The 22,805-nt window shown below is 71.8% G+C and carries 20 protein-coding genes and 1 pseudogene; 11 read left to right on the forward strand and 10 right to left on the reverse strand.

What is annotated here, in order from left to right; all coding sequences use genetic code 11:
* The 4 genes from KBI5_RS09215 to KBI5_RS09230 form a co-directional block, all read left to right on the forward strand.
* On the forward strand, positions 1 to 528 hold a 528-nt coding region (locus tag KBI5_RS09215), incomplete at its 5' end, for a cobalamin biosynthesis protein (RefSeq protein WP_347272489.1).
* A gap of 331 nt (positions 529 to 859) precedes the next feature.
* Positions 860 to 2,557, forward strand: coding sequence for a carotenoid oxygenase family protein (locus KBI5_RS09220; RefSeq protein WP_085015010.1), 1,698 nt, complete (start codon positions 860 to 862; stop codon positions 2,555 to 2,557).
* A 58-nt stretch (positions 2,558 to 2,615) separates the two neighbouring features.
* A complete protein-coding gene (locus tag KBI5_RS09225) occupies positions 2,616 to 3,839 on the forward strand; it encodes an NAD(P)/FAD-dependent oxidoreductase (RefSeq protein WP_085015011.1) in 1,224 nt (407 codons plus the stop codon).
* A 41-nt stretch (positions 3,840 to 3,880) separates the two neighbouring features.
* On the forward strand, positions 3,881 to 4,432 hold the full coding sequence (locus KBI5_RS09230; RefSeq protein WP_011436707.1) for a hypothetical protein: 552 nt from the start codon (positions 3,881 to 3,883) through the stop codon (positions 4,430 to 4,432).
* Between the two features lie 157 nt (positions 4,433 to 4,589).
* On the opposite strand, the gene KBI5_RS09235 is transcribed toward KBI5_RS09230, so the two are convergent.
* Complete coding sequence (locus KBI5_RS09235) at positions 4,590 to 4,862, reverse strand: helix-turn-helix transcriptional regulator (protein ID WP_035941703.1); 273 nt, start codon at positions 4,860 to 4,862, stop codon at positions 4,590 to 4,592.
* Between the two features lie 208 nt (positions 4,863 to 5,070).
* Here KBI5_RS09235 and KBI5_RS09240 point away from each other — a divergent pair, with 208 nt between their 5' ends.
* The 3 genes and pseudogenes from KBI5_RS09240 to KBI5_RS09250 all read left to right on the forward strand — a co-directional run bounded on the left by KBI5_RS09240 (position 5,071) and on the right by KBI5_RS09250 (position 7,396).
* Positions 5,071 to 5,565: a MarR family transcriptional regulator gene (locus KBI5_RS09240; RefSeq protein WP_023841338.1), complete on the forward strand. Its 495-nt coding sequence runs from the start codon at positions 5,071 to 5,073 to the stop codon at positions 5,563 to 5,565.
* Positions 5,566 to 5,595: 30 nt separating this feature from the next.
* Positions 5,596 to 5,789, forward strand: a pseudogene (locus tag KBI5_RS27725) (prolipoprotein diacylglyceryl transferase); the annotation flags it as partial.
* 149 nt (positions 5,790 to 5,938) lie between these two features.
* Entirely contained in the window at positions 5,939 to 7,396 is a 1,458-nt protein-coding gene (locus KBI5_RS09250) for an MFS transporter (RefSeq protein ID WP_116289880.1), read from the forward strand.
* 82 nt (positions 7,397 to 7,478) lie between these two features.
* Here KBI5_RS09250 and KBI5_RS09255 read toward each other — a convergent pair whose 3' ends face one another.
* Complete coding sequence (locus KBI5_RS09255; protein WP_023841336.1) at positions 7,479 to 8,996, reverse strand: helix-turn-helix domain-containing protein; 1,518 nt, start codon at positions 8,994 to 8,996, stop codon at positions 7,479 to 7,481.
* 196 nt (positions 8,997 to 9,192) lie between these two features.
* On the opposite strand from KBI5_RS09255, the gene KBI5_RS09260 reads away from it, so the two are divergent.
* Positions 9,193 to 10,179, forward strand: a complete 987-nt coding sequence (locus tag KBI5_RS09260; RefSeq protein ID WP_085015012.1) for an amidohydrolase family protein — start codon at positions 9,193 to 9,195, stop codon at positions 10,177 to 10,179.
* Positions 10,180 to 11,068: 889 nt separating this feature from the next.
* Positions 11,069 to 12,019 carry a hypothetical protein gene (locus tag KBI5_RS09270; protein ID WP_011436700.1) on the forward strand — a complete coding sequence of 317 codons (951 nt, stop codon included), beginning with the start codon at positions 11,069 to 11,071 and terminating at the stop codon, positions 12,017 to 12,019.
* Positions 12,020 to 12,039: 20 nt separating this feature from the next.
* Here KBI5_RS09270 and KBI5_RS09275 read toward each other — a convergent pair whose 3' ends face one another.
* A complete protein-coding gene (locus KBI5_RS09275) occupies positions 12,040 to 12,312 on the reverse strand; it encodes a hypothetical protein (RefSeq protein ID WP_049760904.1) in 273 nt (90 codons plus the stop codon).
* Positions 12,313 to 12,575: 263 nt separating this feature from the next.
* Between KBI5_RS09275 and KBI5_RS09280 the strand changes: the two genes are divergently transcribed.
* On the forward strand, positions 12,576 to 13,007 hold the full coding sequence (locus KBI5_RS09280) for a TM2 domain-containing protein (protein WP_241882775.1): 432 nt from the start codon (positions 12,576 to 12,578) through the stop codon (positions 13,005 to 13,007).
* On the opposite strand, the gene KBI5_RS09285 is transcribed toward KBI5_RS09280, so the two are convergent.
* The gene (locus KBI5_RS09285; protein ID WP_023841334.1) at positions 12,992 to 13,570 is read right to left on the reverse strand and encodes a TetR/AcrR family transcriptional regulator; all 579 of its coding nucleotides are present in this window, start codon (positions 13,568 to 13,570) and stop codon (positions 12,992 to 12,994) included. The two genes, KBI5_RS09280 and KBI5_RS09285, sit on opposite strands and share 16 nt — an antisense overlap.
* A 103-nt stretch (positions 13,571 to 13,673) precedes the next feature.
* Here KBI5_RS09285 and KBI5_RS09290 point away from each other — a divergent pair, with 103 nt between their 5' ends.
* Positions 13,674 to 15,023 (forward strand): MFS transporter, encoded by a 1,350-nt coding sequence (locus KBI5_RS09290; RefSeq protein ID WP_011436696.1) that lies wholly within the window; start codon positions 13,674 to 13,676, stop codon positions 15,021 to 15,023.
* Between the two features lie 256 nt (positions 15,024 to 15,279).
* Here the strand turns inward: KBI5_RS09290 and KBI5_RS09295 are convergent, their stop codons facing one another.
* The 6 genes from KBI5_RS09295 to KBI5_RS09320 form a co-directional block, all read right to left on the reverse strand.
* Positions 15,280 to 15,504, reverse strand: a complete 225-nt coding sequence (locus KBI5_RS09295) for a helix-turn-helix transcriptional regulator (protein ID WP_035911469.1) — start codon at positions 15,502 to 15,504, stop codon at positions 15,280 to 15,282.
* Positions 15,501 to 15,908, reverse strand: a complete 408-nt coding sequence (locus KBI5_RS09300) for a hypothetical protein (protein WP_235463112.1) — start codon at positions 15,906 to 15,908, stop codon at positions 15,501 to 15,503. Before KBI5_RS09300 ends, KBI5_RS09295 begins: the two co-directional genes overlap by 4 nt.
* Positions 15,909 to 16,108: 200 nt before the next feature.
* Entirely contained in the window at positions 16,109 to 17,299 is a 1,191-nt protein-coding gene (locus KBI5_RS09305; RefSeq protein ID WP_023841333.1) for a lysophospholipid acyltransferase family protein, read from the reverse strand.
* Between the two features lie 115 nt (positions 17,300 to 17,414).
* Complete coding sequence (locus KBI5_RS09310; RefSeq protein WP_085015013.1) at positions 17,415 to 19,019, reverse strand: lactate racemase domain-containing protein; 1,605 nt, start codon at positions 19,017 to 19,019, stop codon at positions 17,415 to 17,417.
* A gap of 118 nt (positions 19,020 to 19,137) precedes the next feature.
* Positions 19,138 to 20,301, reverse strand: coding sequence for a zinc-binding dehydrogenase (locus KBI5_RS09315; protein WP_085015025.1), 1,164 nt, complete (start codon positions 20,299 to 20,301; stop codon positions 19,138 to 19,140).
* Positions 20,298 to 22,658, reverse strand: coding sequence for an HAD-IB family phosphatase (locus KBI5_RS09320; RefSeq protein ID WP_085015024.1), 2,361 nt, complete (start codon positions 22,656 to 22,658; stop codon positions 20,298 to 20,300). Before KBI5_RS09320 ends, KBI5_RS09315 begins: the two co-directional genes overlap by 4 nt.
* Positions 22,659 to 22,805 lie beyond the last annotated feature (147 nt).

Raw genomic sequence — 22,805 nt, forward strand, 5'->3', positions numbered from 1 at the left:
CCGCGCCCCGAAGCCCGCCGGCCCACCCGGCCGGATCCAGCCCGGCGCGGCGTGACCGGAGCGGAACCGGGGGACGGGAGGCTGGTCGTCGGTGTCGGCGCACGGCCCGGGGTGACGGCGGCGGAGATCCTGGAGCTGGTCGAGGCGGCGCTGCACGACCTCGCGGCGCCGGCGAGCGCGGTGCGCCGGATGGCGACGGTCGAGGCCCGCCGGGACGAACCGGGCGTCGTCGCCGCCGCCCGCCACCACGGCTGGCCGCTGGTGGGCCATCCCGCCGCCCTGCTCGCCACCGTCGACGTGCCCCATCCCGGTGCCGCCGCCCACGCCGCGCTCGGCACCCCGAGYGTCGCCGAGGCCGCCTGTCTGATTCCCTTCGCTGTCCCCCCGTCCCCGGAAACGGCCACCCTGCCCCCGGCAACGGCCATGCCACAGCCGGTCCTGCTCGTACCCAAACGCGCCGGCCGGCGGGCGACGGTCGCGATCGCCCGGCATGRCACGCCGGATCGGGATGGYGGCGCTTCCGCGTGACCGCGGACCAGGTCGGCTGGGTGGCCGAGCGGACCACCTTTGATCAGCATCGGCTCGCGCCGCTGGTGTTGTTGACGTACTACGCGGTCACCCCACTGCCCCTTTTTGCCGCATCTCAGCGTGACCCCTATAGATCTATACACGCGGACAATGGTACGGACGGCCGGTGTTTTTCGGCGTGGTGAGCTGTTGTAATCTGGCTGTGGCCGGTGAACGGGCCGTGTCAGGACAACCGTTCAGAGCAGCTGTTCAGAGCAGCTGTTCAGAACGACATAGCGTTGAACCCAAAACATGGTGGGTCATCGTCGCGGGGGCACCGACAAGGAGTCGCATGGATCACGCGCTCTACCATGTCCTCGAACCAAGTCGCGAGTATGACGTCGAGCTGACCACAACTACCGGGCAGTGGCCGGCCGGCCTGCGCGGACACGCCTTCGTCGTCGGTCCGTCCCAGCCGACCGCGCTCGATTTCTTCCTGACCGGGCCGGGCATGCTCACCCGGGTCGACCTGGCCACCCAGCGCTGGCAGACGCGCCGGGTCGTCACTCCGGACCTGGCCATTCTCGGCGCGCTGCGCTCGGTGCTGCCGCCGGCGGAGCTGGCCGGGTTGCTGGTGGGCGCGCGACCGGCGGTGAGCCACACCGCGCCGCATTTCTTCGGCGACCGGCTGCTGTTGACCTCCGATCGGCAGCGGCCGGTGGAGTTCGATCCGGTCACCTTTGATTTCAAGAGTTTTCTCGGTGGCGTGGACGAATACCCGCAGGTCGGCGCGCACCCGCTGTTCCCGGGTGTGCAGACGACGTCCCATCCGGTCGTCGACCTGGACGACGGTTGCCTGTGGTGGTGCAACATCCACCTACGCCCCCGGGGAAATTCGACGGCCGATGTCGAGGGGCCGCTGTGGGTGGTGCGCTGGGACGGCAGCGGCGCGTTGGAAAGCTGGCATGTACCGGGCGCCCGCATCGTGCAGGGCACCCACGAGGTGACGGTGACCAGGGACTACGTCATCTTCACCGAAATCGGTTTCCGGCCCGAGCCGGGCAGCGTCGCCGGCCGGAACCGGACCAGGCCGCACCAGCCGTTCACCGATATCTATCTGGTGGCGAAGAGGGATCTGACCACCAGGCGGGTGGGGGGCGCTGTCCCCGTGGCGCACGCCCGGGTGCCCTACGAGTCGTTCCACGAGTTCGCCGACTACGCCCAGGACGGCGACGACATCACCCTGTACGTCGCCCACTCGAACGGCTGGGACATCAACTACGCGATCACCGACACCGACACCGTCTGGGGGTCCGGGAAGCACTTCCCGGCCAGCCTGCGCGGATTTCTCCCGACGCCGGTCGACGCCTCACCGGTGGGTCGGTACGTCATCGCCGGACGCACCGGCGAGGTACGCGCCACCCGGTACTTCCTCGAGCCCCGGCGGCACTGGGGCACCCTGCTCTACGCCAGGGACCTGCGACGCCCGGCCCTGGAACGCGGCCGGTACCTGTGGCAGGCGTATTGGGGAGCACCGCCGGACAGCCTGGTCAGCCGGGTCGTCGAGATGTACCGCGACCACCCGCACCGGGTCGTGCCGGTGGATCAGCTGCCGGCCGGCGGGACTGCCTCGTCGGTGGTGTGCATCGACCTCGAGACGATGACGGAGAAGTGCTCGTGGTCGTTTCCGACCGGCACCATCGGCGAGTCGCCGGTGTACGTGCCGGTCACCGGCGACGGCGACGTCGCGCCCGGCGGAGAGAACGGCGATGGTAGCGGGGACGGATGGCTGCTGGTCTTCCTCAAGCACGCCGACCGCACCGAGATCCAGGTCTTCGACGCGCTCGCGCTCGATGCCGGCCCCGTCGCCGTCGCCACCGCGCCCGGGCTGAAGATTCCGGTTCTGTTCCATTCCGGGTATGCGGCGAGCATCCGGTCCGTCGACACCGGATATCGCCGGTTCTTCGCGGACGACCTCGGTACCGCCTGGAGAAGTCTCGGGCCGACCGTGCGCAGGGTCGTCGCCGACGTCCTGGACCGGCTCGGCTGACCGGTGGACGGGGCTGACCGGCACGGGTGTGCGACGCTCGTTCAGAAGGGTTGACTGGATGTACGACGCAATTGTGGTGGGTGCCCGGTGCGCCGGTTCCCCGCTGGCCATGCTGCTGGCCCGGCGCGGCCACCGGGTGCTGCTGGTCGACCGCGCGACCTTTCCGGCGGACACGCTGTCCACCCACTATCTGCCCCAGGCCGGGGCACACCAGCTGGCCGGTTGGGGGCTGCTTGACCGACTTGTCCGAACCGGGTGTCCGCCGATCACCGAGATGACGCTGTCCTGGGAGGACAGCGTCATCACCGGCGGCGTCGATCCGGTGGACGGCATCAGCGCGGCCTACGCACCCCGGCGCACCGTGCTGGACGCGATGCTGCTGGACGCCGCGCTCGACGCCGGCGTCGAGGTCCGCCTGGGCTACCCGGTGACCGACGTACTGGTAGCCGACGGCCGCGCGGTGGGTATCCGCGGTGGCACCCGGCGCTCCGGCGGCGCCGCGGCCGAGGATCGGGCCGCCATTGTCATCGGCGCGGACGGCCCCCGCTCCACGATCGCGGCGACGATGAACGCCGCCTTCTACAACGTCGTACCGGCCGCCAGCTTCATCTACTACTCGTACTGGAGCGGCCTCGACCGGCAGCACAGCGCCCGCTTCCGCAACGGGGCCCAGATCGGCTGCTGGCCGACTAACGACGGCCTGACCGTGGTTGCGGTTATGCGGCGGCGGGAGCGCCTGGCCGAGTTCCGGGCCGACGTGCCGGGAAACTTCCTCGGTGTCGTGCGTGCCGTCTTCCCCGAGTTGGCCGACGAGCTGGCCACCCGCGGCCGGCGCGAGGAACGCTTCCACGGCTCCCTCTACCCCGACAACTACTACCGCGCAGGCCACGGGCCGGGCTGGGCGCTGGTCGGCGACGCCGGTTACCACCGCGATCCCGTGACCGCCCAGGGCATGCTCGACGCCTTCACCCAGGCGGACCTGCTGGCGGCCGCGGTGGACCGCGGCCTGTCCGGGCAGCAGCCGATGAACGCCGCCCTGGCGGATTTCCAGCGGCATCGCGACGAGGCGACCGCCGCGTCCTACCGGCTTGCCTGCACGGTAGGCGAACTGGCGTTCCCCCCCGAACTGGCCGCGCTGCTGGTGGCCGCGGCGAACAGTCCAGAAACCCGGAAAAAGTTTCTCGGTATGGTTGCCGGCTTCGTTCCGCTGGYGGAGTTCTTCGCCCCGGCGCACCTGACCGAACCGAAATGCTCTCCAACGAATCCTGACCCTGAACCCTGAACCAACCCCCGCCCCCAGCCGGCAGGAATCGAGATCATCCAGTGCTCGACACCACGCTCGAAGTCAGCCTGCACATTCCACTGTCCGCAGCGGAGATTTACGCCTTCATGGCAACTCCCGACAACTGGGTCGGCACCTTCGCTGCGACGAAGGCGGTCCGCGGGGAGAACACCGACCGCCCGGTGCCGGTGGGGGCACGATTCGTCGACGTCATCGAGGTCGCCCCGGACACAACCGTCGAGGTCGAGTGGACGGTCACCCGCGACGAGCCCGGAGCCATCTGGCAGATGACCACCGACCCCGCCATAAGCGCCGACCCGGCCGACGGCACTGTCCACATCGTCATCACCTACACCTTCGCCGGCGGCACAGAAACGGAGCTCGCCGCCGACACCGTAGCCGCCGCGGCCGGCTCTGCCGGTGCCGGTGCCGGGACGCTGGTCACCCGTGCCCTACGCGCCACCTACCTCGGCAACTCGCCCATTCCCCTGGCCTACCGCGACAGCTGGACAGACCAGGCCGGCCCAGCCCACTTCCTGCAGACAGTCCGGGAAACTCTGCTCAATACCAGGTCCACCGGCCGGCGGCCTTGACGTCTCATCAGCTTTGACCTACCAGCGCCGGGGATCGCGTGTTCTCCGGGTGATACGCCCCGCGCCCACGGTCGTGCCGTGCGGCTCCCCGCCACCGGTAATCTTCAGCGACTCAGCCGAACGGAGGACAAACACGAATCTTTCTTCCCGAGGTTTCTCAGCCCCATGCGACGCCAGACGGGATCGCCGCATCGGCGCAGGCGTCGGCGATCAGGTCCAGGGACAGGCCGAGGACCCGCGCCAGCGCGGCGACGGTGAAGAACGCCGGGGTCGCGATCCGGCCCGTCTCGATCTTGCGCAGCGTCTCCGCCGACAGCCCGGCCGCCGCGGCGACCTCGACCATGCTGCGGTCCCCCCGGGCGGTGCGCAGCAGGGCGCCCAACCGCTCCCCGCGTTCGCGTTCCAGCCGGGTCAACGGCGTCCGCACCATGGCCATGATGGTAGTACCGGCATGCCCCTACCCGACTCCGCACCACAACCGTGATACTAATAACGGTATAAGAATTGGTCACGGGTGCGGGTCCGAGYCCGCCGGCCGAGCAGGGGCGGGTGAGGCCTGCGGTGGGGTCTGGGCCTCGTCGTGGAGAACCTGCTGATCCGACCGGTGAAACCGGCCCTTTTCCAGCTATCCTGTCGGGGTGGTGGTGCAGCTACGGCTGGAGCGGGACGCGCGGGCGTTGACCGAGGTCGTCACTCGACTTCGGCGGGTGCTGCGGACGAGTATCCGCAGCGACTACCCGTGGGAGGCCCTGCCGATGGCCCAGGTGGAGTTGTTGCAATGCCTGCAGGAACGCGATGGCGCGCGGGTGGGCGAGCTCGCCGGCCTGCTCCACCTGGCCCCGAATACGGTGAGCACCCTGGTGCAACAGATGTCGGACGCGGATCTTCTGCGGCGGGTCACCGACCCGGCCGACCGGCGCGCGGCCCGGGTGTCGTTGACCGAGACCGGTACCCGCCATCTGCAGGGGTGGCGCGAGGCCCACGAACGCAGGCTCGGCGACGCACTGGGCCGGCTCGCCGCCGCCGACCAGGCCGTTATTGTCGAAGCCTTGCCGGCCCTGTCACGCCTGGTCGAACAGCTCGATGACCGCCGCCCGGCCGACCCGTCCTCCGTCGCCACCGGCGGACCCTGACCGCAGGTTCCTCGGGAGGCGTGCCGAACCGGTTGCCGCCGCTGCGGGATCACGCCCGCCGGCTTCGCGGACGCCGCCGCGCCCGGGCTGGTGCTGGCGCAGGCGATCGGACGGTGGGTAACTACTTTCAGGACCTCGGCGTGCTGCTGCTCGCCGCCGACCGGCGCTGGGCCTTTCGCCGGGGAAGGCTGTTCGCCCTGTACGTCGCGGCCTACACCGCCGGCTGCCAACGCCGCGTGCCCACCTCCAGCGGCCGGCCTGGCATCCGCCCCCGCACCGGCCTACTCTGTCTGAAACAGAGTTTATCTGTCACAGACAGAGCTGGGGAGCCGCGCCCTGCCGTGAGCGGCTTCCGCTGGAGGAGCAGGTAGCCATGGACCCGGGCGTGCGTACCTCCGCATCCCGCAACACCCTGATGTCGCTGCTGGCCCACGAGCGGGCCCGCCCTCGCGCGGTCCGCGACCTGCCGGGCGGCTGGTGGCTGGCGGTCGCCACCGTGTGCTTCGGCGCGTTCATGGGCCAACTCGACGCCAGCATCGTCACCCTGGCCTACGGGCCGCTGTGCGCACAGTTCCACGCCCCGCTCGCTGCAGTCACCTGGGTCTCCCTGGCCTACCTGCTCACCCTGGTCGCCCTGCTGGTGCCCGTCGGCCGGCTCGCCGACGCCCACGGYCGCAAACAGTTCTACCTCTACGGACTCCTCGTCTTCACCGCCACCTCGGCCGCCTGTGGCCTGGCTCCCAGCCTCGCCGCTTTGATCGGTTCCCGCGTCGCGCAGGCCGTCGGCGCCGCGATGCTGCAGGCCAACAGCGTCGCCCTTGTCGCCACCAGCGCACCCCGCCCGAGGATGCGCGCCGCCCTGGGCGTCCAGGCCGCCGCCCAGGCCCTCGGCCTCGCTCTCGGCCCCACCCTCGGCGGAGCCCTGGTCACCACCCTCGGCTGGCRCTGGGTGTTCGCCATCAACGTCCCCGTCGGGACAATCGCTCTCATCGCCGGCTACTACCTGCTACCCCGCACCCGCCAGCGCACCGACCCTGCCCCCTTCGACTGGCCGGGCCTGGCCCTCCTCGCCACCGCCACCACCACCCTGCTGCTGGCCATCTCGGCCGTCTCCGGCCTGAACCTGCCCTCCGCGGCCACCGCCATCCTCGCCATCCTCGCCCCGCTCGCCGGCTACGGCCTCGTCCAACGGGAACGCCGCGCGCCGGCACCCCTGATCGACCTGCGCCTCCTTCGCATCCCTGCCCTCGCGGGGGGACTCGTCGGCGCGCTGTGCGGCTACCTCGTCCTGTTCGGCCCGCTCGTCCTGGTCCCCGTCGTCCTCACCGACCGCGGCACCTCCCCCCTGCACGCCGGGCTGGTCCTCACCGCCCTGCCCGGAGGCTTCGCGCTCGCCGCCAGCGGCGCCGGGGCGGTCCTACCCGACCGGTGGAGCGACCGCCGCCGCTACGCGCTCGGCGCCGTCACCTGCACGATGGCACTCGCCGCCGCACTCGCCGTGCCACTGTCCGCACCCTGGCTGATCCCCCCGATGGCCATGCTCGGCCTCGGCCTCGGCGTCTACACCCCCACCAACAACACCACGATCATGAGTGCGATCCCGGCCCACGCGTCGGGTACCGGCGGCGGACTGGTCAACATGACCCGCGGCCTGRGCACCGCCCTCGGCGTGGCCATGGTCACCCTCGCCGTCCACCTCGCCGCCGGCGCCACCGGACCCCGCCTGGCAATCGTCGGCCTCACCGCGGCATCCCTCCTCCTGTTCACCCCCCTCCTCACCCCTAGCCGGGGCATGAGGAACATCGGAACGGAAAACAGCGCCAGGTGCTGATCTAGTACTCCCGTGACAGTTCTAGTACTCCCGTGACAGTGATCCTTACGTGGTCGCGGCCCGGTGAGTCCGGGCTGAGCGGCTACCTGACCCGGATGCCGTACTGGGCGATCCGCCGGTAGAGCGTGGACCGGCTCAGGCCGACCCGCTCGGCTGCCTCGGCCATGGTGAGGGACGGGTCGTTCAGAGCCCGCACGATCTCGTCCCGCTCGAACGTCTCCAGTCGCGTCAGCCGGTGGCGGCCGTGCGAGAGCACCTCGGCCGGGAGGTGTCCGACGTCGATCGGGTCGTGGCGGCGAGCCAGTTTCTTGACGACCTGCATCAGCTGCTCGACGTTGCCCGGCCAACGATGGTCGGACAGGGCGCGTTCGGCCGCCGGGGTCAGATCCACCTCGCGGCCCCGTGCCCGCAGGGCCGCCACCCGCGCCAACGGCCCGATGTCCTCGGGCCGTTGGCGCAGCGGTGCGACCGGGACGATCCCGTCAACGATCGCGCGCAGTGCGGCCGGGATATCCTCGAACCGCTCCACCGTGATCACGAAGGGTAGGCAGCCCGCCGGGTCGGCTGCGCCCGATCGCGCCTCGACCCGGGCCCTGAGCACCCGGTCCCGCACCTGTTCGGCCACCCACAGGGGGAGCAGGTCGACGTCGCGCACGATGACCGCCGTGCTCGCCTTCGTCAGCTCCGGGGTCCACAGGGACAGCCACGGCTCGACGTCCGCCGCTGCCGGGTTGCTCGCGGCCAGGATGCGGTAGCGCGGAAAGGCCCGGCGCAGGGCCTGCGCGAGCGCCGTCGTACGGCCACTGCCCGGCTCGCCGACACAGGCCACGACCCGCCCGTCGCGCAGGCCCGCCTCTGCCAGTGACACCGCACGGCGCCAGGAGCCGGAGAGGTCGTGCAGACTGCCGGCCCCGGGCTCCGCGCGCGGGCTTTCCACCCGGAACACCTCGCCGCGTGGGCGCGGGCGGCCACCCGTGACGCCCCCGGACCGCAACCGCATCAGGTCCGTCGTGTGCTGCGCGGCGGACTCAGCCAGCGCGAGCAGCAGGTTGCTCGACGACTCCGACCAGGTCGTCAGGTTGACCGAGCCCTCGAGGCGTCCGGTCCCTGGGTGGAGCACCGGCGCCGCGGCGCAGGTGTAGCAGCACAGCCCGACGGCGTAGTGCTCCTCGGCCCGCACCAGGGACGGGGCGCGGTCCGCCAGCGCGAGCCCGAGTCCCGTCGTACCCACCACCCGCTCGGCGTAGGAGAAGCCCGGCGCGAGGTGGACCCGGTCCAGCGCGCGCAGGAGGCTGGTGTCCCCGCTGAGACGGTTGAGCACCAAGCCGTCCGCGTCGGTCAACATCAGGCTGACGGGCTCCGCGGCCAGCGTCCGGTGGAGGCTGGCCAGCACCTCGCGGCCGCTGTCGTAGAACAGCGAGCTCTGGTCGATCGTGCCGGAGAAGACCGGGTCGACGTCGTCGAGGGAGACGCCGTACTCCTCGCTGCGCTGCCAGGAGGCCATCAGCCGGCAGGAGACGTCCGACCGGGTGTGGTCGCGCCCCGCGCGCGCCTCGGCCGCGAACCCGCGGGCACGTGCCGGGATGACGTCGTCGGGCATGACACTCCCTGAAAGCCCCGCTGTGATCCAGGTCATAAGCGTAGGCGCCAGCCTCGTCCCTGGCACGGCCGCGCGTGTCTCAGTTTGGGACATTCGGTCATCCCACAATGAGACATCGACCCCGGGACCTCTCCCCCCACGTGGGCACTAGCCTCCCGACAGGCCCGCGATGGCCGTGGGCCGGAGGAGGACCAGGATGTACGCCAAGGACGGTGAGAACTACTTCATCGTGGACGCCCACATCGCGTTGTGGGACGGGCGCCCGGAGAACCAGCGCAACGTCCACGGCAAGCAGTTCATCGACTGCTTCTACGCCTACCACACGAGCTTTACCCCGGCGTCGGAGATGTGGGAGTACGACGAGTACCTCTACCAGGGCGGCGAGCGGCTGATGAAGGATGTGTTCGAGACCGGGTACGTCGACCACGCCATCTTCCAACCCGCCTACCTCGGGGAGTTCTACACCAACGGGTTCGGGCAGACCGAAGAGGCGTTCGCGCTCACCCAGGCCCACCCCGACAAGCTGACCTACAACCACAACTGGGATCCGCGCAACGGCGAGGCCGGCCTCGACCAGCTCCGCGCCGACGCCGAGAGGTTCGGTCTCAAGGGGGYCAAGCTCTACACCGCGGAGTGGAAAGGCGGCTCGCGCGGATGGAAGCTGACCGATCCCTGGRCTTATCGGTACCTGGAGGCCTGCCAGGAGTTAGGCATCAAGAACATCCACGTCCACAAGGGACCGACCATCAAGCCGCTGGACCGCGACGCGTTCGACGTCGCCGACATCGACCACGTCGCAAGCGATTTCGAAGACCTGAACTTCATTGTGGAGCACGTGGGGATGYCCCGGCTGGAGGACTTCTGCTGGATCGCGACCCAGGAGACCAACGTATACGGCGGACTCGCGGTGGTCATGCACTTCATGTACTCGAAGCCGCGCTACTTCGCCCAGGTCATGGGCGAACTTCTCTACTGGATCGGCGAGGACAAGATCCAGTTCTCCTCCGACTACGCGATCTGGACGCCCAAGTGGCTCATCGAGAGTTTCGTCGACTGGCAGTTCCCCGAGGACATGGGGTACGCACCCATCACCACGGAGCAGAAGAAGAAGATCCTCGGGCTCAACGCCGCCAAGATGTACGACCTCCCGGTGCCGGCCGAGCTGCGGCTGGCAGGCGCGTGATGACCGTCGCGTCAGCCGTCCTGACCGAGGCCGACGTACGACGGCAGCTGGACCAGGTCGTCGACCCGGAGCTGGGATCCGGATCAGCGCCCGCCGCGGCAGCAGCCRCCCACCCCGGGCCAGCAGCGCGTTGCGCCGGGTGATCTCGGCGGCGTTCGCGCGCAACCGGTCCTCGCCGCRCGCGACGAGCACGAGGTTGACGAGCACGAGGTCGGCGCCCCGGGCGGCGAACTCGCGGGCGAAGACGGCGCCGATGCCCGTCGACGCACCGATGATCAGTGCGGTCTGCCCGCGGAGATCCACTGCCTCTCCCTACCACAGTCTCTCCCTACCACAGTTCTCCCTATCGGCAGGGTGGCCCGGCCACGGGGAGGCGAGGCTTGCCCTGGCAGGTGAGTTGTCCGCCTGTGAGTTATCCGACGGATCGCGGATTGGCGGCGACGGCGGGGCGTCGAGGGAACAGGATCTGGACCGATGGCTCGACGACCGGGAACACCGCACCCCCCGACCTGCCTGACCTGCGCCGCGACCACCTCACCGGCGGGGGCGGGCACGGCGGGGACGGACCCCGAGCTCGATCATCGGGAACGTCCGAGCTGTCCGGGGCAGACCAGGAGCAGACTCTGATCAATCTGTCAAACCGCTGTACACAACCCCCCTCTTGCGCGGTAGCTTGCGACTGGTCACAGTGTTTGCCGGATCAGCTACGCACTGGGGTGAACCGTGCGGGTTCATCAGCATCATCGGCGTACGGCCGGCCGTGCCGACCGGCGGCGGCCCCAGYCACGGGACGACGCAACGAAGCATGGTCCCCGCCCGGTCGGACATCCGTCGCCGGGCTGTGACCGGTGYGCCACGAGGCGCCGGTGCGGAACGTGAGGGGATGGTCATGAACGGCCTGGAACTGTCGCCCACCCGGGCCTCGGACCGGCTCGGTCTGGCGTCCGCCGGACGGGCCGCGGCGGTACTCTCCCGGGAGATCACCTTCGCCGATCCCGATCCGGTGACGCTCACCGAACTCGACGACCGGCTGCACCGGTACGCCACGACCCTGTTCTCCGCCCCACACACGACGCTGGTGGGCCCGGTCATCGCCGACTGGCGGCGGGTCCAGGCCGCCCTGGGACGGCGGCTGTCCCCGACGGTGCACGCCGAACTGACCCGGGTCGCCGGCTACTTGTCGTTCTCCCTCGGGATGCTGGCCGTCGACACCGGCGACGACACCTCGGCGCGGCGGTTCGCGACCCTCACCGAGCAGTTCGCCGCCCAGCTCGACGACCGGCTGCTCACCGGCACCGCGCACAGCCTGGACGCGGCGATCGCCTTCGTCACCGGACGCTACGCCGCCGCCGGCAACGCCGCGGCCAAGGCGGCCGCCGTCGACCATCCCTACCTGCACGGCTGGGCGGCGGCGGTGCAGGTCACCGTCGCCGCGGCCACCGGCGACGAGGCAGCCCTCGACGCCGCCCTGAACCGACTGCGCCACCGGCCGACCGTGCTCGGCCTGCGCCATCCCGGCTGGCCCCCCTTCGACGAGGTCCGGGAGGCCTGCGTCGTCGCCGACGCGATGGCCCGCCTCGGGATGCCCGGGGCGCGGTCCGCCGCCTACACCGCGATCGACCTGACCACCCCGGCGACCCTCGACCGCGGCTGGGCGCTGGCGTCGCTCGCCGCCACCACGCTGCGCCGCGATCCCGCGGTGGCCCAAGCCGCCCTCCTCGAGGTGGAGGACATCCTCGACAAGCACCCGTCGCGGGTGCTCACCCTGAGGATGAACGAGATCCTGATGCTCACCTCGGCGCACGCCGAGCGCGCCTCGCGGCGGGCCGGCGCCGCCTGAGCCGAGCCCGGGGGAGCAGGTCACCGGGCCGGGCGGCCGGCCGCGGCGCGCAGCCGCGCACCGCGGCGCACGAGCAGCCGTTCGGCCAGCGCGTCGGCGCGTTCGATGTCCTCGAGGGTGGCCCGCGTGCGCCGCTCGACCTCCAGGATCGCCGCCAGCAGCTCGGCGGACAGCCGGGTGCGGGCGGCGACCCGGGCGACGCTGGGAGGCAGCGCGGGCGCGCTGCCCGGCACGGCGGGCACGGCGGGCCGGGCGGTGGTGGTCGGACGAGAAGTCAGATGCGCCAGAGCCATACTCCAGTGATATCGCGGCCGGTACGCACCGCAACATCTTGACTTCTCGGCGAATCCGGGATCAGCATCGCCCCACAGGACATCCACAGGGTCGCGGCAGGTTACCCACCGGCTTGTCGACAGGTTTATCCACATAACGATCTTTGTGTGGTGAATGTCACATTCCTGAAGGTTGGGGATGCCGATCGCGGTTCCGGTATTCCGGTCCATTCACGTAACCGGATGATCCTGTTACAGTGTGCACCGACAAGATCGGGGGTCACATGACAAGGTGGGACGATCCGCACCGGCAACCGCAGCAGCCCGGGCCGGCCGGATACTACGAGCCGTACGGACAGCCGCCGCCTCACGGCCAGGCCGGYGGGCCGGGTCCGACGCCGTATCCGATCGGCCCGCCGCAACCCTTCCCGGGTCCCGRCCCGGGCCAGGGCTACCCGCCGGTACCGCCGAAGTCGGTCGCGGTCGCGCTGCTGCTGACCTTCCTGTGGCTGGGCGTGGGCCACATCTACGCCGGCAAGACCACCACGGGTGTCGTGCTTCTGATCGCCGACCTGTTCCTGTGGATGTTCTCCTTCTTCATCATCACACTGATCATCACCGTTCCGGTGTGGTTCATCGTGTGGGTGATCRCCATGGTCAGCTCCGCCTCGGCGGTCCAGGAGTACAACACCCGGCTCGGCTACCCGCGCGGCTGACCACCGCCGCGGGCGAGTAGGGCGTCCACCAACCGGCGGGCGTCGGCGAGATCGACCGGGTCGGCGACGAACAGGATGCGGTACATCATCGGCGCCATGACTCCCTCGACGATCTCACCAACCCCGGGGGTGGGTTCACCGCGACGCGCGGCCCGTTCGACGATGACCCCGATCTGCTCGCGGATGTACAGGTCACAGCGGCACGCCGGCCGGTCGTCGCCGCAGGAAGCGACCAGGTCGCGCAGGAACGCCCGGCCCGCGGGGGAGGACATCTCCTCCAGGTACTGCTCGCAGTAGGCGGCGAGATCGCCGCGCAGCGACCCGGTGTCCACCGGCGGGGTCTCCGGGCGCAGCCGCTCGGCGGCGACGTCGGCGAGCAGCTCGGTCAGATCCCCCCAGCGCCGGTAGACGGTGGAGGCGGTCACCCCCGCCCGGGCGGCGACCAGCGGCACCGTGATCTCGTGCCGACCCCGCTCGGCCTGCAGCGCGCGCGCCGCGGCATGCACGGACTGCTGGACCCGCGCGCTACGCCCCCCGGGCCGCGGACCCTCGGACGGACTCACGCATCCAGCCTAACGCACATCCTTTGCGTTAACGTCGGGCCGAGGGTACCGTCGGGCGCTAACGCAAAATCTTAGCTTTAGCTGTCCGGTGAAGGGAAACCCGATGTCCTCCCAACCCATCGCCACCGGCCTTCCCGCCGACCAGACCGGCCAGACCGGCGCCGCCGGTTACGGGACCCCGTCCTCGGCCACCGCCCCGGTACCGGCGGTGGCCCTGCCGCGGCAGGCCGCGGCCCGCGACGCCCCGTCCGACCCGGGCGCGGCGCCCCACCGGGGCAGGCTGTCCCCGCGCGCCGGATTCCTCCTGCAGACGTCGATGATCGGCTCGTTCCTCGCCGCGTCCTCGGCCCCCACCCCCCTCTACCCGGTCTACCAGGCCCGCTGGGGGTTCTCCCCGATCACCGTGACCGTCGTGTTCGCCGTGTACGCCCTGGCCGTCCTCGCTGCGCTGCTCACCGTCGGAGCCCTCTCCGACCACATCGGGCGCCGTCCGGTGCTGCTCGCCTCCTCGCTGCTGCTCGCCGCCGCCCTGGCGGTGTTCGCCACCGCCGGCGGGGTGGGGGAACTGACCGTCGGCCGCGTTCTGCAGGGCCTGGCGACCGGCGCCGCCAGTGGCGCCCTCGGCGCCGGCCTGCTCGACCTCGACCGGGCCCGCGGCACCCTGGCCAACGGAGTCGGCCCGTTCACCGGCCTGGCCCTGGGCGCCCTCGGGTCCAGTCTGCTCGTGGCCTACCTGCCCGCTCCCACCCGTCTGGTCTACCTGGTGCTGTGCGCGATCGTGCTCGCCCAGGCGGTCGGGGTCGCGGCGATGCCCGAGACCGCACCGCGCATCCCCGGAGCGCTCGCGTCGCTGCGCCCGACCATCGGCGTACCCGCCGCCGCCCGCCGCGACCTGCTGATCGCCGCGCCCTGCCTGGTCGCATCCTGGGCCCTGAGCGGGTTCTACCTCTCCCTCGGCCCGAGCCTGGCCCGTCTCGTCGTCGACTCCCGCTGGGTCGTGCTGGGAGGTCTCGCGGTCTTCGCCCTCACCGTGACCGCGGCCCTGACGGTGCTGCTCCTGCGCGACACCGCTGCCCGTACCGTGATGTTCCTCGGTGCCCTGGGCCTGCTCGTCGGCGTCGGTGTCACCCTGCTCGGCGCGGACCTTCCCTCCACCCCGACGTTCTTCGTCGGCACCACGCTGGCCGGTATCGGTCTCGGCGCTGGTTTCCAGGGCGGCCTGCGCGTCCTGATCCCCCTGGTCGCCCCGCACGAACGCGCCGGCCTGCTCTCGACCGTCTACGTGCTGTGCTACCTCGCCTTCGGCGTCCCCGCGGTCGTCGCCGGCTACCTGGTCACCCACCACGGGCTGCTGCCCACCGCCCGCGGGTACGGCCTGGTCGTCATGGCCCTCGCCGCGCTGGCGCTTCTCGGCCTGCTCACCCGCGCCCGGCGCCCGGCGCCCGGCGCCTGACGGTCCGGCGGATCAGCCGCCGGTCTTCGGCCAGCGTCCCGACTACTGGGGATACGCCAGCAGCGTGAAGTGCGGGATGCGGCATGCAGGAGGCATGGGCGCGGCCCGAGGTTGCTGGTCCGGGTGAGCTGTTTGCGGTGGAGGGCAGGACCGCTGTGGTCACCGGTGCTGCCGGTGCGTGCCGGTGATCGGCGATCTGTCGACGGAGCGGGGTGTCGATGTTGGAGTGGCTGGGGCGCGTTGGCCGAGGTCGAGCTCAGGGCCGGTCGGTGGCGGYGGTTGTCCCTGACCGGTCGGGGATGAAGATCTCCTCGATGGCCAGGCTGAAGATGTCGGCGAGGGTGAATGCCAGGAGAAGACTGGGGTCGTACCGTTCGGTCTCGATCGCGTTGATGGTCTGCCGGGACACCCGGCATCGGTCGGCCAGGTAGGCCTGGCTCCACCGGCGTTCCGCCCGCAGCACGCGCAGCCGGTTCTTCATCGGCGTAGACGGGTGCGCAGGTCTGCGATCAGCAGCCACATCGCCACGCCGCCGATGGTGATTATCTGGGTGAGCTGGCGTAGCTGGACGATGCCGGCGGCGTCGAGCAGGGCGGCTAGCTGAAGCCCTACCAGGACTGCCGCGAAGGTAATCGCCATGCTCTCCACTTGGATCTTGCGCTGGTACTCGTCGGCGCGGCGGAAGGCGCGCAGCAGTACCCATGCCACGGCGAGCGTGAACGCGCCGCTGGCCCCCAGCCACCAGGCCTTCTGGGCGGCGGTCTGGTCGGGGCCGCTGCCCAGGGCCAGAGCGATCCCGCCGAGGGTGGCGACGGGGAGACCGTCCAGGAAGATCGCCCTGCGGGCGGCGCGTGTCACGTTGTCCCGCCGCGTCTCATCGGTCATGTCATCGGTCATGGCATGAATGTAAAGTCGACTTTCCATAAAGTCAAGTTTGCTTGTCATAGGCGGCCCTGGGCGTCAACGTAGGAGGAGTGAGAGGAGACCGGCGTGGTGTCCCCGCGCGCCTACCTGGCCCATCTCGCGCAGACCGGCCCCGCGCTCTGGCCATCCTCGACCTCGCCGGGCCAAGCCGCGGCCCGGTTCTAACGCCGCCAGGGGGAACGCGACCCGGGGCGCGGCGCCGGCTCGGTCGCCGCCCAGATCCGCCGCCACCGCGCCGTCGGGGTGTTCGGGGCGCCACGCAGCCGCGCGGAGACCGCCGCCGACCCCGCGGCCCCACCCGTCCCACCCGTCCCACCCGGTCGGGGGACCGCCCGCGGGCTGGTCCGACCGGGGAAGCCCCCACCACCGGCCGCACCGCCGGGGTCCCCGGCGGTGCGGCCCGCCGGCTCGGACCCCGCCGGGGTCGCTGCGACGTCCGGGGCCGAGCGCGCCGCCGGCACCTGCGCCGCATCCCCGACCCGCGCCTCCTCAGCCGTCCCAGCCGTATCGGGCAGACCAGCCGCACCGGGCAGACCCGAGGCGAAGGCCGCCCGCGTCGCCTCCCACCAGGAGGTCGCGTCCTCGGCGCAGAGCCGATCGACCTCGGCGGCCAGCCGCGCGGTGAACGCCCGCACATCCTCACCCGGCGCGGGGCGCATCGGCCGGCCGAACCGCACCGACACCGGCGGACGGCCCGCCACCGGCCAGGACCGTCCCCGCGGCATCGCCGCGTACGCACCCCGCAGCCCCACCGGAACCACCGGCACCCCCGCGTTGATCGCCAGATAGGCGGCCCCCAACCGGAACCGGCCCCGCGCCCCGTCCCGCGACCGCGTCCCCTCCGGGAAGATCACCAGGTTCCAGCCGTCCCCCAGCAGGTTCATCGGCGTCGCCGACGGCGCCCCACCGTGCCGTTCGATCGGCACCGTCGCGAACGCGAACGCACTCGACGCCCCCCGCCAGGCACTGTCGAAGAAATAGTCCGCCGCCGCCGTCACCACCGTACGCGCCCGCACCCACCCGGGCACCGTGCACAACAGCAGCGGGGCGTCCAGATGACTGCTGTGATTCGACACGATGATCACCGGGGTGTCGCGGACCCCGTCGAACGCCTCCGCACCGTGCACCGCCACCGTCAGCGTCGTCCGCAGCAGCGGGCGCATCACCCCACGCAGAAACACCCCCCGGGCGGCCCGCGCCGCCGGGCGACGCGCCCACGCGGTCGGGAACTCCCGCGGCACCTCGGGGACCCGATGCGCCTCGGCGCTGCCCGGGACCGGCCCGCGGCCCCCCGGCCGCCACCCGGCCAGCACCGCCCGCAGCCCCACACCCCGTCGCGGCCTACCCGCCATCCCGTTCACCTCTGCCCCTGCCGATCCGGTCCACCGCTGGCACCTGTGCTCCGCCGCGCATGGCCACCGCGTCCCAGCCGGCGACCGCACGATCCGTGACCCGCATCTCCCGCGGTCACCGTACTTCGGCGATCAGATGGGGTGGGGAGTGCAGATAGGTGATAGACGGATCACGGCCCACCGATCCCGACACCATCTCCAACGCATCCGCCAACGTCGACGCCGCCCGGAACCCCAGCCGCGCGCACGCCGCCCGATCACCGCCCACCCACACCACATCCCCCACATGGGCCATCGCCGGCGCCRCCTCATACCAGCGGTGGAACGGATGCACCCCGTGATGAGCAAGCGACGTCCGATACAGCGACGCATACCAGGGATCGGTGGCGTACTGCCGTTCGAACTTCGCCTCCACCGTCGCAGCCTCGGTCGACTCGGCGAGCACCTCCTCGTAGAAGTCCACGTAGGAGGGGTGATGCAGCTGGGAGAACCGTGGCGTCAGCGGATGGTAGACGATCAACGCCCCGTTCTCGCGGACCACCGGCCGCCCCCGGTACCGGCCGAAAACCTCCCCGAGCGCGCCGTGCGCCGCCAGCACCGGGTTGACCACCGCAYCCGCGTCGAACGGCCCGAACGGGCCCAGCCCGACGACAACGACGTCGCTTTGCCCATCGACGGTGACCCGCTGCTGGGCGTCGACCGCCGCCGCCGCGACCGCCGCGACCGCCGTAGGATCCCCCGCGCTCACCGAGGTGACCGCATAGTCGGCGGCGAAGTCACGCAGCAGCCGGCGGCGCGCCCGCGACCCCACCAGCTCCAGGCCACGGCCCAGCCCGACCGCCATCGCCTGATCGGCCAGCGACCACTCCCACTCCCGGCGGGTCAGGAACGGATAGTGCACCGGCGCCGTCGCGGCGTTCACCGTCACCGCGACGGCGAACACCCGCACCGCCTCGCACAGCAGCCGACCCATCCGCGCCGCCGGACCCGGCGGCGCACCAACCCCCCCATCCCCGACGCCGCCAGCRCCGTCCCCGGGCAGGCCGACGCGGCGGACCGCCGCGGCGACGCTGTGCACGTGACGCAGCGTCGCATACGACGACAGGCCGGTCACGAGCCCGCCCGCACCGACCGCCGCCGGGCTCTGCACGACCCCGACGTGCACCAGCAGGTCGGCGGTGGCGACCCGGCGGGAAACCTCCACCTGCTCGTCGGCGTCRGTCACCCCCACGACGGTGAGATTGTCAGGATCCTCCGCGTCATGGCTGCGCAACTGCCCGGGCCAGAACGAGCGGAACACCCGCTCCCCGACGATCCGCTCCACCTCGCCGGCGCTCAACCGCCGGTTCAACCCGTTCGCCACGACCAGCGCCACATCGTCGACACCGGCCGCCGCCGCCGCCGTCAGCACCGCCTCGATGATCCGCCCCCGCACATCCGGGCGACGCATCCGCGGCAACGGCGTCGACAGATCGTCAAAACTGATCGTCAGCCGCATCCCCGGACGCAGCAACGCCGCCAGCGGCTCGCTGCCCACCGGCGCCGCCAACGCCGCGGCGATCGCCGCATCGACGTCACCGACCCCGGGCAGCGACTCGGGCGGATACACCACCCGTGTCCCGAGCGGGAACTGCTCGAGCAGCACGCCCTCACCCTGGTGCACCAGCAGCGGGGGAGTCCGCTCGTCAACCTCGAGCACGAACCCCGGTCTCACCAGCATGATCCCTTCCACGTCCGGCACGAAGGGACAACCCCTCCGTGTTGGCGCCCCGCCCGGCGGCGCAGCCTCGCCATGACCCCACCCGCCCCGGCCCTCGGCCCGATCCCGGCACGCCCGCTCACAGCGCCACCGTCGGATCGAACGCAATCCGCACCGCACCGAGCCGACCCGCGCACAACGCGTGCTCCAACGCCTCCCGCCAGCGGGTCAGCGGATACGTCGCCGCGACCACCCCGTCCAACGGGGCGCCGGCGGCCAACGCGAACGCCCGGGCCAGCACCGAAGGCGCCGCGCCGCGCCGCGCCGCCCCCACCAACTCCAACCCCCGCGCCCACAGCGGCGTCAGATCCACCCGGCCCGTGGGCACACCCGAAAGCACCACCCGCCCCCCCGCCCGGGTCGTGCGCAGCGCCGTGGACAACGACGACGCCCGCCCCGCCGCGTCGAACGCGACATCCACCCCGCCGAGCAGGAACGCCCCACCCGCCCGCGGCGACACCCGCATCGCATGCGTGGCCCGACGCACCCCGGCGACCGCCCCGTCTGGGTCGAACACCACGTCCGCCCCGAACCGGCGCGCCAGCTCCGCCTGGCGGGGATACTTCGCCACCACCGCCACCTGCCCCGCCTCGGTATGGGCCCGCAACGCAAGCACCGTGCACAACCCGGCCGCCCCCGCCCCGACGACGAGGACCCGCTGCCCGGCGCCGACCCGCGCCCGGTCCACGGCATGCACCGCGGCGGCCAGCGGGTCGACGAGCACCGCCCGGGCATCCGGCAACGTCGCGGGCACCGGGCACAGCTGCCCACGGTGGGCGAGCATCACCCGGCTCCACCCACCGCCGCCCACCCCCCGCGCCCACCCGCCGTCACCGGCTCTGCCGTCACCGGCTCTGCCGTCACCGGTCCCGGGACCGCTGCCCGGCGCCGGATCGACAACGACCCGGTCCCCGGCCGCCAGCACCCGCCCGTCGTCCAACGTCACCGACTCCTGCACCTCGGCGACGACCTCCTGACCCGGCACGAACGGCAGACCCACCATCGCCGTCAGATAGGCCGACACCCGACCCGTCACCAACGCCAGATCCGACCCGCTGATCCCCGCCAGCCGCGGCCGCACCGTCACCCACCCCGGACCCGGCACCACCGGATCACCATGCTCGACATAGCGCAGCGGCGCCGCCACCCCGGCCAGCCCCGACCACCCCGACGGCCCCGCCCCGACCAGCCGCGACGCCGCCTGCCGCGACACCGACGCATACAGCTCCAACCCGCGGGTCACCGCCCACCCCCCGACACCACGACCCCCGCCGGCCCCGTGCCCGGGCCTGGCCTTGAGCTCAAGGCCGCCGCCCCCGCCCGCGCCGCCGCGGCCCGCAGGCCACGCTCCCGACGGTCCCCGACGACCAGACGCGGCTCCCCGGCCGCCGACGCCCACTCCTCGATCGGCCACCCCGCCCCCCGCGCCACCTGATGCAACGCGAGATCCGGGTTCACCGCCACCGGGTTACCGACCGCCCGCAGCAACGGCAGATCCGACTGGCTGTCCGCATACGCCCACGACACCCCCAGATCCGCCCCCAACACCCGCGCATGATGATCAATGAACGCCGCCCGCGCATCCCCGACCAGCGGCGAGGACTCCAACCGGCCGGTCAGCAGACCATCCGCACCCACCTCCAGCCGCGCGGCGACCACATCGTCGAACAACGGCGCGAACGGCCGCGTCAACACCTCCACCGCCCCGGTCAGCAGCACCGTGCGATGCCCCGCCGCCCGATGCTCACGCACCCGACGGATCCCCGCCGGTTTCACCCGCCGCAGCAGAATGTCCCCGGCGACCTCCACCACCAGCCGTTCCAACTCCGCCGGATCCACCCCCGCGTAGCGCGCGTACACCGACCGCATCAGATGCCCCCGGTCACGACGCTCCGCACGCACATACCGCGGCAACGCCACCGCCAGCGACGCAAGCTCCCGCACCCGCCGCGGCGCCGAGGCGTCCGCCAACCGCATCCACAGATACGACTCGATCACCGTCGCCGACGCCACCGCCCCATCCAGGTCGAACACCGCCAGCACCCCGTCACCGGCGGCCAGATGCCCCGACAGCCGCCGCGGCGGCGCGGGATCACGCGGCCGGCGCAGCACCGCCGTCACCGCCGGGCAGTGCACGTCCTGCAGATAGTGCCGCCAGTCGAAACACGCCGGATCAAACCCGAACTCCGCCTGATCGGCCGGATCCATCGCCGCGTGCAACGCACCCGTGGCGTCGTCGACATAGACCAGCTCCGCCTTCGTGTACGCCCGGTACACATCCGAGTAGCGGCGCAGAAACCCCACCCGGCTCTCCGCCCGCTCCAGCTCCCCGGCAAACCGGCGCACCCGATCCGAGGGCGGGGCATGCTCCAACGCCCGGCCCGCCAACCCCACCAGCCGCTCCGAGCGACGCAGCTTCGCCTCCACCGCCGCCGCCCCCGCGAACGGCCACTCCGGCACCGCGAACGTCCCCCGACCGCGCCGCGGCAACGGATCGGCCTGGAAATAGTCCCGCACATAGGCGTACAGATCCCGAAACAGCAACGGATTACGAAAACCCGAACACACCGTGTAATAGGCCGGGGTGTCCGCCGGCGGCACCACCGCCGCCGCCGCCAGGATCGCGTTGACAACCAGATCCACCGGGATGATGTCCACCACCGCGTCCGGGGAGGCGGGGAAGTCCGGCAGCTCACCGCGGCCATAGGCCAGGATCAGCGGCTCGGCCATCTTGAACCCCTCGATCCACCCCGGGAACGGCCGGCGCAGCGCACTCTCGATGATCGAGGGACGGACGACCGTCAACGGCAGATCCCCGTGATGATCCTCCAGATACCGCTCACCCAACGCCTTGGTGAACGTGTACGCATCCGTCCACCCCAGCACCTGCGCCCGCTCACCCCCGGCCGTCACCATCCGCCGCGCCACCCACGCCCGGCGCAGCCGCTCCGCCTCCGCCGACACCGTTTGCGCCCCGGCGGCGGCGAACCGCCGCGACGCCTGCGCCCGAAACCGCGCCGAACACTCCGGCGCCCGCGAGGCGTCCTCGGTCTGCTGGCGCACCCGCGACGCCGCATCCCACTCGACCCGCCAGTCCACGTCATGGGCCAGCGGCCCCTCGGCGATGTGCCCCGAACGCAACCCCGCCACATACGCCGTCGACACATGCACCAGATGAGGCCTGGCCCCCCCGGCCGCAAGCGCCCGCAGCAGCTCCGCCACCCCACCGACGTTCGTGGTGAACGCCTCGTCGACCGGCGGGTCGAACGACACCTCCCCGGCACAGTGGATGACCACGTCGAGGTCGGCGGGCAGATCCGGCATCGACGCCAGATCCCCCTCGATCACCTCCACCCGCTCGGCGAGCAGCGCCGCCACCCCCGCCGCACCCAACGCCTCCCGCAACCCGCGAAACGCCGRCTTCCGCATCATCCGCRCCAGYCGCGCCGCCCCGCTGTGACTGCCCCGCGGCCGCACCAGCGCCACCACCGCCGTGTCGGGGAAGTCCGACAGCAACCGTTCCAGCAGCGCCTCCCCGACGAACCCGGTCACCCCGGTCACCAGGACCCGCCTACCCGCGAGCCGCTCACGCAGCCCCACCCTGACCTCCGCTGCCGTCACCTGCACCGCCACCTGCTCGTCCGGTGAGCATCCGCTGCACCGCTGCGCCGCCTGGGCCCTGCTCGTCCGGGTGGGCACCCGCCCACCCGAAGCTCACCCGGAGGGCAACAGTAGGCGACGATCCGC

Origin of the sequence: Frankia sp. KB5 (genome assembly GCF_002099325.1) — a bacterium.
Classification (GTDB): Bacteria; Actinomycetota; Actinomycetes; order Frankiales; family Frankiaceae; genus Frankia; species Frankia casuarinae.

Bases quoted from the DNA above. Each gene is read 5' to 3' on its own strand.
- KBI5_RS09220 (WP_085015010.1), top strand. From the start codon at position 860: ATGGATCACGCGCTCTACCATGTCCTCGAACCAAGTCGCGAGTATGAC.
- KBI5_RS09235 (WP_035941703.1), bottom strand. From the start codon at position 4,862: ATGGTGCGGACGCCGTTGACCCGGCTGGAACGCGAACGCGGGGAGCGG.
- KBI5_RS09255 (WP_023841336.1), bottom strand. From the start codon at position 8,996: ATGCCCGACGACGTCATCCCGGCACGTGCCCGCGGGTTCGCGGCCGAG.
- KBI5_RS09270 (WP_011436700.1), top strand. From the start codon at position 11,069: ATGAACGGCCTGGAACTGTCGCCCACCCGGGCCTCGGACCGGCTCGGT.
- KBI5_RS09275 (WP_049760904.1), bottom strand. From the start codon at position 12,312: ATGGCTCTGGCGCATCTGACTTCTCGTCCGACCACCACCGCCCGGCCC.
- KBI5_RS09290 (WP_011436696.1), top strand. From the start codon at position 13,674: ATGTCCTCCCAACCCATCGCCACCGGCCTTCCCGCCGACCAGACCGGC.
- KBI5_RS09300 (WP_235463112.1), bottom strand. From the start codon at position 15,908: ATGACCGATGAGACGCGGCGGGACAACGTGACACGCGCCGCCCGCAGG.
- KBI5_RS09305 (WP_023841333.1), bottom strand. From the start codon at position 17,299: ATGGCGGGTAGGCCGCGACGGGGTGTGGGGCTGCGGGCGGTGCTGGCC.